Annotated in this window: 14 protein-coding genes; 9 read left to right on the top strand and 5 right to left on the bottom strand. The window is 71.8% G+C overall.

Annotated features, from left to right (window positions below; translation table 11 throughout):
- Positions 1–6 precede the first annotated feature (6 nt).
- Positions 7–651, bottom strand: coding sequence for an SCP2 sterol-binding domain-containing protein (locus AB0H12_RS12070; RefSeq protein WP_499622766.1), 645 nt, complete (start codon positions 649–651; stop codon positions 7–9).
- Positions 652–751: 100 nt separating this feature from the next.
- Between AB0H12_RS12070 and AB0H12_RS12065 the strand changes: the two genes are divergently transcribed.
- A complete protein-coding gene (locus tag AB0H12_RS12065; RefSeq protein ID WP_499622765.1) occupies positions 752–1,435 on the top strand; it encodes a TetR/AcrR family transcriptional regulator in 684 nt (227 codons plus the stop codon).
- Here AB0H12_RS12065 and AB0H12_RS12060 read toward each other — a convergent pair.
- Positions 1,432–2,358 (bottom strand): alpha/beta hydrolase, encoded by a 927-nt coding sequence (locus AB0H12_RS12060; protein WP_499622763.1) that lies wholly within the window; start codon positions 2,356–2,358, stop codon positions 1,432–1,434. The genes AB0H12_RS12065 and AB0H12_RS12060 overlap by 4 nt on opposite strands.
- Before the next feature lie 119 nt (positions 2,359–2,477).
- Here AB0H12_RS12060 and AB0H12_RS12055 point away from each other — a divergent pair, with 119 nt between their 5' ends.
- On the top strand, positions 2,478–2,909 hold the full coding sequence (locus AB0H12_RS12055) for a MarR family winged helix-turn-helix transcriptional regulator (protein WP_499622762.1): 432 nt from the start codon (positions 2,478–2,480) through the stop codon (positions 2,907–2,909).
- Here the strand turns inward: AB0H12_RS12055 and AB0H12_RS12050 are convergent.
- Positions 2,899–3,699, bottom strand: a complete 801-nt coding sequence (locus AB0H12_RS12050) for a MaoC/PaaZ C-terminal domain-containing protein (RefSeq protein WP_499622761.1) — start codon at positions 3,697–3,699, stop codon at positions 2,899–2,901. The genes AB0H12_RS12055 and AB0H12_RS12050 overlap by 11 nt on opposite strands.
- The gene (locus tag AB0H12_RS12045) at positions 3,699–5,012 is read right to left on the bottom strand and encodes a 3-oxoacyl-ACP reductase (protein ID WP_499622759.1); all 1,314 of its coding nucleotides are present in this window, start codon (positions 5,010–5,012) and stop codon (positions 3,699–3,701) included. Before AB0H12_RS12045 ends, AB0H12_RS12050 begins: the two co-directional genes overlap by 1 nt.
- A 103-nt stretch (positions 5,013–5,115) precedes the next feature.
- Here AB0H12_RS12045 and AB0H12_RS12040 point away from each other — a divergent pair, with 103 nt between their 5' ends.
- Positions 5,116–6,384 carry an acetyl-CoA C-acetyltransferase gene (locus AB0H12_RS12040; RefSeq protein WP_499623166.1) on the top strand — a complete coding sequence of 423 codons (1,269 nt, stop codon included), beginning with the start codon at positions 5,116–5,118 and terminating at the stop codon, positions 6,382–6,384.
- Positions 6,385–6,448: 64 nt separating this feature from the next.
- Positions 6,449–7,579: an OmpA family protein gene (locus AB0H12_RS12035; RefSeq protein WP_499622758.1), complete on the top strand. Its 1,131-nt coding sequence runs from the start codon at positions 6,449–6,451 to the stop codon at positions 7,577–7,579.
- A 99-nt stretch (positions 7,580–7,678) separates the two neighbouring features.
- Here the strand turns inward: AB0H12_RS12035 and AB0H12_RS12030 are convergent, their stop codons facing one another.
- Positions 7,679–8,302 (bottom strand): SIMPL domain-containing protein, encoded by a 624-nt coding sequence (locus tag AB0H12_RS12030; protein ID WP_230570840.1) that lies wholly within the window; start codon positions 8,300–8,302, stop codon positions 7,679–7,681.
- 122 nt (positions 8,303–8,424) lie between these two features.
- On the opposite strand from AB0H12_RS12030, the gene AB0H12_RS12025 reads away from it, so the two are divergent.
- The 5 genes from AB0H12_RS12025 (at position 8,425) to AB0H12_RS12005 (ending at position 13,069) form a co-directional block, all read left to right on the top strand.
- Positions 8,425–9,618 carry an ATP-binding protein gene (locus tag AB0H12_RS12025; protein WP_230570839.1) on the top strand — a complete coding sequence of 398 codons (1,194 nt, stop codon included), beginning with the start codon at positions 8,425–8,427 and terminating at the stop codon, positions 9,616–9,618.
- Positions 9,619–9,872: 254 nt separating this feature from the next.
- Positions 9,873–10,019 carry a hypothetical protein gene (locus AB0H12_RS12020; protein WP_170211556.1) on the top strand — a complete coding sequence of 49 codons (147 nt, stop codon included), beginning with the start codon at positions 9,873–9,875 and terminating at the stop codon, positions 10,017–10,019.
- A 425-nt stretch (positions 10,020–10,444) separates the two neighbouring features.
- Positions 10,445–10,825: an NTP pyrophosphohydrolase gene (locus AB0H12_RS12015; RefSeq protein WP_499622756.1), complete on the top strand. Its 381-nt coding sequence runs from the start codon at positions 10,445–10,447 to the stop codon at positions 10,823–10,825.
- A gap of 78 nt (positions 10,826–10,903) precedes the next feature.
- Positions 10,904–12,739 carry an NHL domain-containing thioredoxin family protein gene (locus tag AB0H12_RS12010; protein WP_499622755.1) on the top strand — a complete coding sequence of 612 codons (1,836 nt, stop codon included), beginning with the start codon at positions 10,904–10,906 and terminating at the stop codon, positions 12,737–12,739.
- Positions 12,740–12,775: 36 nt separating this feature from the next.
- Positions 12,776–13,069, top strand: coding sequence for a GroES family chaperonin (locus AB0H12_RS12005; protein ID WP_230570863.1), 294 nt, complete (start codon positions 12,776–12,778; stop codon positions 13,067–13,069).
- Positions 13,070–13,137 lie beyond the last annotated feature (68 nt).

Here is a 13,137-nt window from a genome sequence, read left to right as displayed (position 1 = left end):
GTCCCCTCACGCCTTCGGAATGTTGAACAAGCTCATGAACCCGGCCGCGAAGCCCAGGTCGCCCTTGACCTTCAGCTTGCCGGTCATGAACAGCACCGGGGCCGACGCGTTGCCGGTCGCGAGCTTCAGGAACTCCACTGGTCCCAACGTCACCGTGGCCGTGGGGTCACGGGTCTCCTCCTTGTTGATCGTGCACTCGGCGTTCTCGATGATCGCCTCGTACACGTCGTCGCCGTCGAACCCGCCGGTCAGCCGGAAGTGCACGACGGCGCGCGTGGCGCCCGCGCGTTCGCTGCGGAAGTGTGCCTCCATGCGTCGGAACACCTCGTCCAGCACGCGTTCGCGCAGGCCGGGCCGCGACGTCACGGCCTCGATCTGGTCCTTGGCCGCGCGCGAGATGATCCGCGCGAAGTTCTGCGGGTCCATCTTGGCCAGGTCGAGGTCGGCCCCGCCGTCGGCCAGCGCGCCCAGCGCGTCGAGCAGGTCGGCGAACTCGTCGCGACCGAGCTTCTTCGGGTCGATGCCGCGCGCGATGACGTCGATGTCGACGTCCTTGAGCGCCGGGTCGCCCGGATCGACCTGCTTGAGCGTTGAGATCAGCTCCTGCGGGCTGAGCTTCGCGATCGCCTCGGTGGTGAGGTCGATGGTCATGTGGCACCTCCGCTACCTACTGGCAGGTAAGCCTACTGGTGAGTAGGTAAGGCGGCAAGGGGCGCGGAGTAATCTTGCCCCAGCCATCGGAGGGGGTGCGATGCACGCAGAGCAACCGGTCCGCGCGGGCCGGGCCAAGAGGCTGCCGCGCGCGGTGCGCGAGCGGCAGATCATGGACGCCGCGGTGGACGTCTTCTCGCGCTTGGGGTTCCACGCCGCGTCCATGGACGAGATCTCCGAGGTCGCGGGCATCTCCAAACCGATGCTGTACGCGTACCTGGGCTCGAAGGAAGAGCTGTTCGCCACCTGCATCCGCCGTGAGGCGACCCGGATGATGGAGGCGATCGCGAACGGCGTCGAGGCCGAGGAGCCGCCGGACGTCCAGCTGTGGAGCGGGTTGCGGGCGTTCTTCGGGTTCGTCGGCGAGAACCGCGCGAGCTGGCAGGTCCTGCACCGGCAGGCGTCCTCGCAGGGCGGTCCGTTCGCCGAGGAGCTGGCCGACATGCGCGGCCGGGCGATCAGCCTGGTGGCGGCGCTGCTGGTGCACTCGTCGGACTTCACCAACGTGCCGCGGGCGGGCGACAAGGAGGCCGAGTCGCTGGCCGCGGCACTGGTGGGCGCCGGCGAGTCGCTGGCCGACTGGTGGCTCGACAACCCCGAGGAGCCGGCCGGCGTCGTCGCCGCCCGGCTCATGAACCTGGTGTGGATGGGTTTCGGGGACCTGGTGGCGGGCGACGTGTGGCACCCGCCGTCACGGCGGTCCGCCCCGGAAGGCGACGCCTAGGCCAGCGCGCCCTTGAGCACGGCCACCGCCTGGCTGATCGCGGCTTCGGCGGCGTGGGTCTCGCGCAGCGCGTTGAGCATCACGAAGTCGTGGATCACGCCCTGGTAGCGCACCGCGATCACCGGCACCCCCGCTTCACGCAGCTTGTTGGCGTACGCCTCGCCCTCGTCGCGCAGCACGTCGGCCTCGGCGGTGATCACCAACGCCGGCGGCAGGTCGGTGAGCTGCTCGACCGTGGCCCGCAGGGGTGAGGCGGTGATCTCCGCGCGCTGCGCCTCGGACGTCGTGTACTGGTCCCAGAACCACTGCATCGCGTCCCGCCGAAGGAAGTAGCCCTCGGCGAACTCGCGGTACGACGGCGTGTCGAACGACGCGTCCGTCACGGGGTAGAACAGCACCTGCTGCCGGAACGCCACGTCGCCGCGCTCCTTGGCCAGCAGCGTCAGCGCCGCCGACATGTTCCCGCCGACCGAGTCGCCTGCCACGGCCAGGCGCGACGCGTCGAGCCCGCGCGCGGCGCCCTCGGCGACGATCCACCGCGCGACGGCGTAGCTCTCCTCCAGTGCCACGGGGTAGTGGGCCTCGGGCGAGAGGCTGTAGTCGGGGAACACCACGGCCGCGCCCGCGCCGACGGCCAGCTCGCGCACCAGCCGGTCGTGCGTCTTCGCGTTGCCGAACACCCAGCCTGCGCCGTGGATGTAGAGGACGACGGGCAGCGCGCCGGTCGCGCCGGCCGGTCGGACGATCCGGACGGGCACCTCGCCGACGTTCACCCACTCCTCGTCCACCTCGGGCTTGAACACCTCGCCGGCCTGGACGCCGTCCACGGCCTGGCGGCCTTCCACCGGGCCGAGGTCGAACAGGTACGGCGGGTTGGCGGTCGCGGCGGCGAACTCGGCGGCGGCCGGTTCCAGGACGGTCATCTCGGGCTCCTCGATGTCGTGCGGTCGAACCTGACAACACGAAACATAGCTCGCGATTACATCGTGCACAATCTAAATGGGTGCAGGTGTATCGTGGCTCGCGTCACAAGGGAGGACGCATGCGGGACTTCAGCCTGGAGCTGGACGACCAGCTCTGCTTCGCGCTCTACGCGGCGTCGCGGGCCGTCACCGCGCGGTACCGGCCGCTGCTGGACGACCTCGGCCTGACCTACCCGCAGTACCTGGTGCTGCTGGTGCTGTGGGAACGCGGTCCGGTGCCGGTCAAGGACGTCGCCGCCGCGCTCCAGCTCGACTACGGCACCCTCTCGCCGCTGCTCAAGCGGCTGGAGGCGGCGGGCCTGATCCGCCGCGAACGCCGCCCCGACGACGAGCGCTCGGTCCGGCTCGTGCTCACCGAGCAGGGCGACGAGCTGCGTGAACGCGCCAAGGACGTGCCGCCCGCGATGGGCGAGGCGATGAACCTGGGCGAGGAGGACACCGCACGGCTGCGCGCCCTCCTGCGCACGTTGGCCGACAACGTCAGCCGCTGATCACGCCTTCCAGGTGCGGCCGGTCCGACCACAGCGCGAACCGCCACCCGTCACCGGCGGGGGCGGAGGAGAAGTCGACCTCGCCCGGCAGCGGGATCGGCGCCTTGAACCGCACGTCGACCTCGTACGCGTCGGGCAGCCGTCCTTCGAACGCGGCCACGCACCGCGCCTTCGACCACATCCCGTGCGCGATGGCCCGGGGGAAGCCGAACGCCTTGGCGGTCAACGGGTGCAGGTGGATCGGGTTGCGGTCGCCGGACGCGTCCGCGTACCGCCGGCCGAGGTCGCCGGGCAGCCGCCACCGGGCCGTCGGCGCGGGTGGTTCGGCCCGCGCCGCCTGCTCCTTCGACGCGCCGCCCTCCCGCCGCAGGTAGGTCGACACGTCGACCCACACCTCCTCGCCGTCCACCGACGCCGTGGTCACCACGTCGAACTGCCGCCCGCGCTCGTGCGGCCGCAGGTCCGCCAACGCGACGTGCAGCGACAGCGGCTCGGACACCCGCAAGGGCCGGTGCTGCCTGATCCGGTTGGCCACGTGCACCAGGCCGGGCAGCGGGAACGGGAAGCCGGGCCCGGTCATCAGCCTGATCTGCGACTCGAACCCGAGCACGTGCGGGTACGTGATGGGCAGCTCGTCGCGCACGCCGAACCCGCACACCTTGTCGTACCGGGCCAGGTGGCCGGGGTCGACGGTCACCTCGACGTCCGAGGAGGACTGCGGCAGCACGTCGCCGCGCCGGGTGAACCCGGTCAGCGCGGCCTTGGCGTAGAGCAGGGTCAGGTTCGCCATCACGCCCCCAGCAGGCTCTGCCCGCACACGCGCACGACGTTGCCGTTCACCCCGGCCGACGCCGGGTGCGCGAACCAGGCGATGGCCTCGGCGACGTCCACCGGCAGGCCGCCCTGCGACAGGCTGTTCATCCGGCGGCCTGCCTCCCGGATGAACAACGGCACCGCGGCCGTCATCCTGGTCTCGATGAAGCCGGGCGCGACGGCGTTCACCGTGGCCCGGCCCGCGACCTGCCTCGACAGGGAGTCGACCATGCCGATCACACCCGCCTTGGTGGTGGCGTAGTTGGTCTGGCCGACGTTGCCCGCGATGCCCGCGATGGACGACACGCCGACGATCCGCCCGTTGGGTCGCAGCGCGTCGGCCGCGAGCAGCGCCTCGTTGACCCGTTCCTGCGACGCCAGGTTCACCGCGATCACCGCGTCCCACCGGTCCGAGTCCATCCGCCCGAGCGTGCGGTCACGCGTGATGCCCGCGTTGTGCACGACGACGTCCACGCCGCCGTGCCGCTGCACGAGGTGCTCGACGATCCGCGCGGGCGCGTCCGGTGCGGTGATGTCGAGCTGGAGCGCGGTGCCGCCGACCCGGTTGGCCACCGCCGACAGCTCGTCGCCCTGCGCGGGCACGTCCAGGCACACCGCGGTCGCGCCGTCACGTCCCAGCACCTCGGCGATAGCCGCGCCGATGCCGCGCGCGGCACCCGTGACCAGCGCGACCTTCCCGGCCAACGGCCGGTCCCAGTCGGCGGGGGGCGCCACGTCGGCCGGACCGATCCGCACCACCTGCCCGGACACGTACGCCGACCGGCCCGACAGCAGGAACCGCACGGTCGACTCGATCGCGCCCTCACCGCCGGGCGCGACGTACACCAGCTGGGCCGTGCCGCCGCGCTTGAGCTCCTTGCCGACGCTGCGCGTGAAGCCCTCCAGCGCGCGCTGCGCGACCTGCGACTCGGCCAGCTCCGGCGGCGTGCCGAAGACGATCACCCGGCCGCACGGGCCGAGGGACCGGATCACCGGCTGGAAGAACTCGTGCAGCTCGCGCAGCCGCTCGACCGAGTCGATGCCGGACGCGTCGAACATCAGCGCGCCGTACCGCTCGCCGTGCCCCGTGTCGTCGAGGTCGAGGCCCGCGGACCCCACCGCCACGCGGACGGCGTCGGCCAGCCGACCGCCACCGCCGATCAGCACGGGCCCGGCCAACGGCGGCTCGTCGGGCGAGTGGCGGCGCAACGGGTGGGGGTCGGGTAGACCGAGCTTGCCCACGACGAACCGCCCGAGGCCGGACCTGGCGAACGACTGGTAACGATCCATGGGGACATCACACTCCCTACTCGCTAGTAAGTCTACTGATGAGTAGGTAACATTGTCCCCGTCCCTGCCCACCGGCTACCTGCCCACCACCCTGGAGGACGACATGGCCCGAGTAGCCATCCTCGGCGGCAACCGCATCCCGTTCGCCCGGTCGAACGGCCCCTACGCCACGGCGTCGAACCAGGACATGCTCACCGCCACCCTGGACGGCCTGGTCAGCAGGTTCGGCCTGCAGGGCGAACGGCTCGGCGAGGTGGTCGCGGGCGCGGTGCTCAAGCACAGCCGCGACTTCAACCTGGTCCGCGAGGCCGTGCTGGGCAGCAGGCTGTCCGCCGAGACGCCCGCCTACGACGTGCAGCAGGCGTGCGGCACCGGCTTGCAGGCCGTGATCGCGGTGGCGAACAAGATCGCGCTCGGGCAGATCGAGGTCGGCGTGGCCGGCGGGGTGGACACCACCAGCGACGCGCCGATCGGCGTGAACGAGGACCTGCGCGGCGTGCTGCTGGAGTTCAACCGGGCGCGGGGCGCGGGCGCGAAGCTCAAGGCGGCGCTGAAGCTGCGGCCCGGGCACGTCGTGCCGGACGTGCCGCGCAACGGCGAGCCGCGCACCGGCCTGTCCATGGGAGAGCACGCGGCGATCACCGCCCGCGAGTGGGGCATCGCGCGCGAGGAGCAGGACGAGCTGGCCGCCGCCAGCCACCGCAACCTCGCCGCCGCGTACGACCGCGGGTTCTTCGACGACCTGGTCACGCCGCACCTCGGCCTGACCAGGGACCAGAACCTGCGGCCGGACTCGTCGGTGGAGAAGCTGGCGAAGCTCAAGCCGGTGTTCGGCCGCGGCGAGGGCGCGACCATGACGGCGGGCAACTCCACGCCGCTCAGCGACGGCGCGTCGGCCGTGCTGCTGGCGTCGGAGGAGTGGGCGGCGGCGCGGAACCTGCCGGTGCTGGCCTACCTGACGTTCACCGAGACGGCGGCGGTCGACTACGTGCACGGCGGGGAGGGACTGCTGATGGCGCCCGCGTACGCGGTGCCGCGGATGCTGGCGCGGGCCGGGTTGGCGTTGCAGGACTTCGACTTCTACGAGATCCACGAGGCGTTCGCGTCGCAGGTGCTGGCGACGTTGAAGGCGTGGGAGGACGCGGACTTCGCCAAGGGCAGGCTCGGGCTGGACGCGCCGCTCGGCCCGATCGACCGGTCGAAGCTGAACGTCAACGGCTCGTCGCTGGCCGCCGGGCACCCGTTCGCTGCCACCGGCGCGCGGATCGTGGCCACGCTGGCGAAGCTCCTGGCGGAGCGCGGCTCGGGTCGCGGGCTGATCTCGATCTGCGCGGCGGGTGGTGAGGGCGTTACGGCGATCGTGGAGCGATAGGGCCGATATTAGGCCGAACGGGTGTTATTGGTAACACAACGCGTTCTCATTCCGTTTCCAATGCATGAACCACTCACGGCTCTTCGCCGCAGTCGTGCTGGTGGCGGCGTCTTGTGCTGCCTGCGGGGAGGATTCCCGCGAAGCCACCACCGTGCGCATCGGGGTGACCGCGTCGGCCAACGAGCCCCGGGTCCAGCTCACCAGGACGGTCGTCGACCGGCTGTCGGCGGCCGTCGACGAGGGCGCGACCAGGGTCGTCGTGTACCGGCAGGGCGAGCGTTCGGGCAGCGCGCACTCGGACGAGGACTTCACCATCCGAGACGGCAACGAGATCGAGGGCGACGCGGCGCGGCGCCGGCTCGGCTTCGAGCAGAACCTGAGTCGGTTGGCCGGTCAGCTCAGCGGGCTCGGCGGCACGAGCACCGACCTCGACCCGCTGTCCGTGCTGGCGGACATGGCCTCGGCGGACGGACCGGCGGTGCTCGTGCTGCAGAGCAGCGGGCTGCAGACCACCGGCCCGCTCGACCTGACGCGGCTCGGGCTGGACTTCGACGTCGCGGCCGTGGTGGCGTCGGTGCCGGACGACGCCCTGCCCGGGCTGACCGGCAAGGACGTGATCTTCTCCGGGCTCGGCCAGGTGGTCGGCGACCAGCCGCAGCTGCCCCCGGCCGCGCGGGAGTCGCTGGTCCAGCTGTGGCTCGGGGTCTGCGCGAAGTTCGGCGCGAACAGCTGCACGCACGACACCGAGCCGGTGCCCGGCGGCGCCTCGATCGGCCGGGCCGAGGTGCCGATCGTGGACATCGGCCAGGTCGTGCACCAGGACGGGTTGGTGCACCTGCCGAGTTCCGTGCTGTTCAAGGCGGGGAGCGACGAGCTCGCGCCGGGCGCGCGCGAGGCGTTGGCCGAGGTGGCGAAGAAGTTCGACGGCCGCACCACCGCGCGGGTCATCGCCCGCACGGCCAGCTCGGCGTCGGCCGAAGCGGCGGACGACCTGACCCGGCGGCGTGGCCAGCGGGTGGTGTCGGCGCTGGTGGAGCTCGGCGTGAGCCGGGCGGCGTTCACCGAGGTGCTCGGCTTGGGCTTCACCTCGCCGCTGGCCGTGGACCTCGACAACGCCGGCGACCTGATCCCCGACGCCGCCGCCCGCAACCGCTCGGTCGTGGTCGAACTGTCCCAACCGAAATCGAGCAGCTGACCCGGGAGTCCTACGTCCAGAACGCGCGTGTCCTACGTTCAGGTCGCGCGTGTCCTACGTTCAGGACCCCCGAGTTCAACGCTCGGAACACGCAGGGTGTCAGTCGAGGAGCGTCCACGAGGCCGTGCAGCGGACCGTGACCACGATCTGCTGCGCCTCCAGGTTGAGCTGGTCCATCTGCGGTGCCACGCCCGGCGCGCCGCCGTAACCGGCCCCCCTCATCAGGTGCGACTCGGCGGCCCACGCCTCGGCGTCGCCGTCGGTCAGCCGGTGCAGCGGCCCCAGCCGCGCGCCGAGGGCCTCGGCATAGCCCTCGGCACGCCGGCGCGCGTCCCGCACGGCCTCGCGCTGCGCCTCGCGGACGGCGTCCACGTCGTCCTTGAGCTGCCACGTCGGCCCGTTCAGCCAGGTCGGCTCAGCGGTCACCAGCGCGCCGAGCAGACCGTCGAGCCCGGCCACGTCGTCGATCCGCACCACGTAGTTCTGCACGGCACGGCTGCCCGAACGGCGCTTGCCGTCCCAGTTGTCGTGCACGTTGAGCTGCCGCGACCGCACCTCGACGCCCGGCCGTTCGAGCGCCGGCTCCACACCGGCGATCCGCGCGGTCAGCAACTCCACCGCCTCGTTGCGCGTCGAACCCAGCGTCTCGAAGCTCGCGTGCACCTCGGCGCGGTCGGCGGTCCGCTCGACCTTGCCGACGCCCTTCGTCACCACCTCAGCCATGGCACGACGCTACCGTCCATCCCACTTGATAGCGCTATATAGCTCTCACACTAGATTCACGAATACCCGACGACACGGCCGGAGTATTGGATCGGCTCTAGACACCTCGATACCTTCCGAGGATGGACCCGGTGCGCAACCCGTTCGCCCCCGGCGCCGGCCAGCGGCCGCCCGAGCTGGCGGGGCGCGACAAGGAGCTGGGCGCGTTCGAGGTCGTGCTCGAACGGGTCGCGCGCGGCCGGCCGGAACGCAGCCTCGTGCTCACCGGCCTGCGCGGCGTCGGCAAGACCGTGCTGCTCGGCGAGCTGCGGTCGATGGCGCTCAAGCGCGGCTGGGGCGCCGGGAAGATCGAGGCACGGCCGGAGGCCGGGCTGCGCCGCCCGCTGTCGGCCGCGTTGCACCGGGCGATCCGCGACCTGGCCGTGCGGCACCGCGCGCCGGACCGGGTGGAGTCCGTGCTCGGCGTGCTGAAGGCGTTCGCGCTGCGGTCCAACCCCGAGGACGCGAAGCTGCGCGACCGGTGGCAGCCGGGCATCGACGTGCCCGCGGCGGTCGGTCGGGCGGACTCCGGTGACATCGAGATCGACCTGGTGGAGCTGTTCACCGAGGTCGCGGAGCTGGCGCAGGACGTGGGCACGGGCGTCGCGCTGCTGATCGACGAGATGCAGGACGTGCCGGCGGACGACATCTCGGCGCTGTGCGCGGCGTGCCACGAGCTGTCGCAGTCGGGCGCGCCGCTGGTCGTGGTCGGCGCCGGGCTGCCGCACCTGCCCGCCGTGCTGTCGGCGTCGAAGTCGTACTCGGAGCGCCTGTTCCGGTATGTGCGGATCGACCGGCTGAGCCGGGAGGACGCCGACCGCGCCGTGCTCGCGCCGGTCGACCGCGAGGAGGCGGGCATCGAGCCGGAGGCGTTGGACGCGCTGTTCGACGCCTCGGGCGGCTACCCGTACTTCATCCAGGCCTACGGCAAGGCGGCGTGGGACGCCGCGCCGGCCGACCCGATCACCGCGATGGACGTGGCGGTGGCCGCGCCGGAGGCGGACGCCGAGCTGGCGGTCGGGTTCTTCGGGTCGCGGTACGAGCGGGCGACGCCGGCCGAGCGGGAGTACCTGCGGGCGATGGCGGAGCTGACCGACGGCAAGGACGCGGGCGTGAACACCGCGCAGGTGGCCGACCACCTGGGCCGCAAGCCGTCGTCGCTGTCGCCCGCCCGGGACAGCCTGATCAAGAAGGGGCTCGTGTACTCGGCCGAACGCGGGCAGATCGCGTTCACCGTGCCCCACTTCGGCCGGTTCCTGCTCGGCCGCGAGGACTGACCTGCGCGCTGACCTGCGGTTATCTGCTCACTTCGGTTGCATTGGGTGATCTAGCGCGCACGCTAGAGAGTGTGTCGACGCGCATCCGGTCCAGCAGGCGCACTCCAGGCGAATCGTCGGGGACCACGGCGTAACTGCCGATGATTCGCCGGTATGTGCGGCACCTCACCGGATAATCGGGTGCGTCGGCGCTCTGAAGGGTGCATACTTGAGGCACACACCGAGAGAGAACCTTTGAGAGGGATGAACCCCCGATGAACTTCACTGCGAAGCTCCGCGCTCGTCGTGTCGAGGCTCGCAACCGCAAGGCTGTCGCCCGTGCGATCGACATGGCGCCCACCCCGGCCATGCGCCACGAGCTGATGGCGATCGCCCAGGCTCAGGTGACGACCCTCCGCTGAGGGGACTTCCTCCGGCGCGCGTGACGACCACCCGATCGACACCGGGTGTGCCGCCCCGTCGTCCGCGCTCTGGTGAAGGGGGAACGACGAAGCCCTGCCGCACCTCCCGCGCGGCAGGGCTTCGTCACGTAACCGATGTGATACCTGTCACACCCGATAGGGGATGTAACAGACCTCGATCGTGTATCGATGTTCCAGATGACCCCGCAGTGCTGTCGGACCCCCGACCTGGCAGCACCGCGGGGTTTCCCATGCCCGGACTACTTGGCCGTGGCCGAGCCGTTCCAGGTGTCGTCCGTCGTCCTGCGGGCGCGCCTGATCATCACAATGTCCCCCTGCGTGTTCATGTCTGTCCCCCAATGGACCACTCCATGGTGCCATCGGGGTACGACAGTTTCATCAGGGTTTGCTGAGAGCATGGGTCGATGACGCACCCGCTCCTGGTCGTGGACGCGGCCAACGTCGTCGGCTCCGTCCCGGACGGCTGGTGGCGCGACCGCGCCGCCGCCGCCGCCCGCCTGCGCGACGACCTCGTCGACGTGGCCGAGCGGGGCCTGCCGGAGCTGCCCGGCCCGCTGGACGTGGTCCTCGTGGTCGAGGGCAAGGCGCGGCACGTCGAGTCGGTGCCCGGCGTCCGCGTCGTCTCCGCCCCCGGCTCGGGCGACGACGCGATCGTGGACGTGGTCCGCGCCAACCCTCCCGACCGCCCGTGCGCGGTGATCACCGCCGACCGCGCCCTCCGTCACCGCGTGACGGCCCTGGACGCCGCCGTCCTGGGCCCCCGGACGGTCCGCCGCCCCCGCTAGTCGAACCGATTCCACGCGGGCCGTCCCACTCGGTGGACGGCGGAATAGGTCGGTGTGCGAGTCGTGTTGGATCGGGGCGTGACGACCGCTCAACGCCGCCGCGCCCGTGTCCGCGCCCCCGAGCTGGTGGGCAGGGGCTGGCTCAACACCGGTGGGCAGGACATCGCCCTCAAAGACCTGCGCGGCAAGGTCGTGCTGCTCGACTTCTGGTCCTTCTGCTGCATCAACTGCCTGCACGTCCTCGACGAGCTGCGCCCGCTGGAAGCCGAGTTCGCCGACGTCCTGGTCACCGTCGGCGTGCACTCGCCCAAGTTCGTCCACGAGGCGGAGCCCGCGGCGCTGGAGGCGGCCGTCGAGCGGTACGAGGTGGAGCACCCCGTGCTGGACGACCCCGAGCTCACGACGTGGCAGAACTACGCGGTGAAGGCGTGGCCCACGCTCGTGCTGGTCGACCCCGAGGGCTACGTCGTGCACGTCGCCTCCGGCGAGGGCCACCTCGACGCGCTGCGCCAGATCGTGTCCGAGGTCGTCGCCGAGCACGAGGCCAAGGGCACCCTGCACCGCGGCGACGGCCCGTACGTCGCGCCGCCGCCCCGCGAGACCGAGCTCCGCTTCCCCGCGAAAGCCGTCCTGACCGGGAACGACACCCTCCTCGTCAGCGACTCCGCGCACCACGGCCTGGTCGAGCTCGAACTCGACGGCGAGACCGTGATCAGGCGCATCGGCACGGGTGAGCGCGGTCGCCGCGACGGCCTCGAACCCACCTTCTCCGAACCGGCGGGCATCGCGCTGCTGCCCGACGACGTCGCGGCCGAGGTCGGCTACCACGCGGTCGTCGCCGACACGGTCAACCACCTGCTGCGCGGCGTCGACCTCGTCACCGGCGAGGTCACCACCGTCGCCGGCACCGGCGATCAGTGGCGCGACGGGGACACCGACGGCCCGGCCGACGCCATCGACCTCACCAGCCCGTGGGACGTCGCCTGGTGGGAGCCCGCGGGCGGCGTGGTCGTCGCCATGGCGGGCAACCACACGCTCGGCCTGTTCAAGCCGCGGGAACGCCGCGTCGAACGCCTCGCCGGCACCACCGTCGAAGGGCTGCACGACGGCCCGGCGGCGGAGGCGTTCTTCGCCCAGACCTCGGGCCTGGCCGCCGACGGCGACCGGCTCTGGCTGGTCGACTCGGAGACCTCCGCGCTGCGCTGGCTGGACGCCGACCGCACCGTGCACACCGCCATCGGCAAGGGCCTGTTCGACTTCGGGCACCGCGACGGCCCGGCCGACCAGGCGCTGCTCCAGCACCCGCTCGGCGTCACCGTCCTGCCCGGCGGTCAGGTCGCCATCGCCGACACCTACAACGGAGCCATCCGCCGCTACGACCCGTCGACCGGCGAGGTGTCCACGCTGGCCGCGGACGTCGCCGAGCCGTCCGACGCGGTCCTGGTCGACGGCGAGCTGGTCGTCGTCGCCTCCGCCGCCCACCGCCTGGAACGCCCGGTCGCGCCGGGCGCGAAGCTGGTCAGCGGCGAGGCGCACCAGGTGCGCCGGCCGCCGTCGGTGGTCGCGTCGGGCGAGGTCGAGGTCGCCGTCGTGTTCACCCCGCCGACCGGCCAGAAGCTGGACGACCGGTTCGGCCCGTCCACCCGCCTGGAGATCACCAGCTCGCCCCCCGGCCTGCTGGAGGAGGGCGCCGGCGTCGGCACGGACCTCGTTCGCGTGCTGCGCGTGGCGGAGGGGTTCACCGAGGGCGTCCTGCACGTCGTCGCCCAGGCCGCGAGCTGCACGGACGACCCGGCCGTCGAGCACCCGGTGTGCAAACTGGCCCGCCAGGACTGGGGCGTCCCGATCCGCGTGGTAAGGGACGGGCCTCGGCGGCTACCCCTGATGATGGGTGGCCTCGACGAGGGCATCTAGACTCTGCTGGTGCCCGATGTCAAGCTCGAGATCCAGATGCTGCACGACCGCGTGATGGTGCGGATCTCGCCGGAGGACGGCGAACGCCGCAGCAGCGGTGGCATCGTGATCCCGGCGACTGCCCAGATGGCCAAGCGCCTGGCCTGGGGAGACGTGCTCGGGGTCGGCACGAACGTGCGGCACGTCAAGGTCGGCGACCGGGTGCTGTTCAACCCGGAGGACCAGTTCGAGGTCGAGGTGCAGGGCAGCACCTACCTCGTCATGAGGGAACGGGACGTGCACGCCACCGCGACCGAGCGGACGGACCACGGGACCGGGCTTTACCTGTGACCAGTGCGGTGAAACCTGTGAGCCACCTGAAACGTGATCGACGCGTGACGGCGTTCGGGTAAGCAGTC

The organism is Actinosynnema sp. NPDC023794, from assembly GCF_040639675.1.
Taxonomy (GTDB): Bacteria; Actinomycetota; Actinomycetes; order Mycobacteriales; family Pseudonocardiaceae; genus Actinosynnema; species Actinosynnema luteola.
This window is presented reverse-complemented; position numbering and strand designations above follow the sequence as displayed.

What these genes read in the sequence shown, in the direction of transcription:
- AB0H12_RS12070 (WP_499622766.1), bottom strand. Translation starts at nt 651, where the DNA reads ATGACCATCGACCTCACCACCGAGGCGATCGCGAAGCTCAGCCCGCAG.
- AB0H12_RS12065 (WP_499622765.1), top strand. Translation starts at nt 752, where the DNA reads ATGCACGCAGAGCAACCGGTCCGCGCGGGCCGGGCCAAGAGGCTGCCG.
- AB0H12_RS12060 (WP_499622763.1), bottom strand. Translation starts at nt 2,358, where the DNA reads ATGACCGTCCTGGAACCGGCCGCCGCCGAGTTCGCCGCCGCGACCGCC.
- AB0H12_RS12055 (WP_499622762.1), top strand. Translation starts at nt 2,478, where the DNA reads ATGCGGGACTTCAGCCTGGAGCTGGACGACCAGCTCTGCTTCGCGCTC.
- AB0H12_RS12050 (WP_499622761.1), bottom strand. Translation starts at nt 3,699, where the DNA reads ATGGCGAACCTGACCCTGCTCTACGCCAAGGCCGCGCTGACCGGGTTC.
- AB0H12_RS12045 (WP_499622759.1), bottom strand. Translation starts at nt 5,012, where the DNA reads ATGGATCGTTACCAGTCGTTCGCCAGGTCCGGCCTCGGGCGGTTCGTC.
- AB0H12_RS12040 (WP_499623166.1), top strand. Translation starts at nt 5,116, where the DNA reads ATGGCCCGAGTAGCCATCCTCGGCGGCAACCGCATCCCGTTCGCCCGG.
- AB0H12_RS12035 (WP_499622758.1), top strand. Translation starts at nt 6,449, where the DNA reads ATGAACCACTCACGGCTCTTCGCCGCAGTCGTGCTGGTGGCGGCGTCT.
- AB0H12_RS12030 (WP_230570840.1), bottom strand. Translation starts at nt 8,302, where the DNA reads ATGGCTGAGGTGGTGACGAAGGGCGTCGGCAAGGTCGAGCGGACCGCC.
- AB0H12_RS12025 (WP_230570839.1), top strand. Translation starts at nt 8,425, where the DNA reads ATGGACCCGGTGCGCAACCCGTTCGCCCCCGGCGCCGGCCAGCGGCCG.
- AB0H12_RS12020 (WP_170211556.1), top strand. Translation starts at nt 9,873, where the DNA reads ATGAACTTCACTGCGAAGCTCCGCGCTCGTCGTGTCGAGGCTCGCAAC.
- AB0H12_RS12015 (WP_499622756.1), top strand. Translation starts at nt 10,445, where the DNA reads ATGACGCACCCGCTCCTGGTCGTGGACGCGGCCAACGTCGTCGGCTCC.
- AB0H12_RS12005 (WP_230570863.1), top strand. Translation starts at nt 12,776, where the DNA reads ATGCTGCACGACCGCGTGATGGTGCGGATCTCGCCGGAGGACGGCGAA.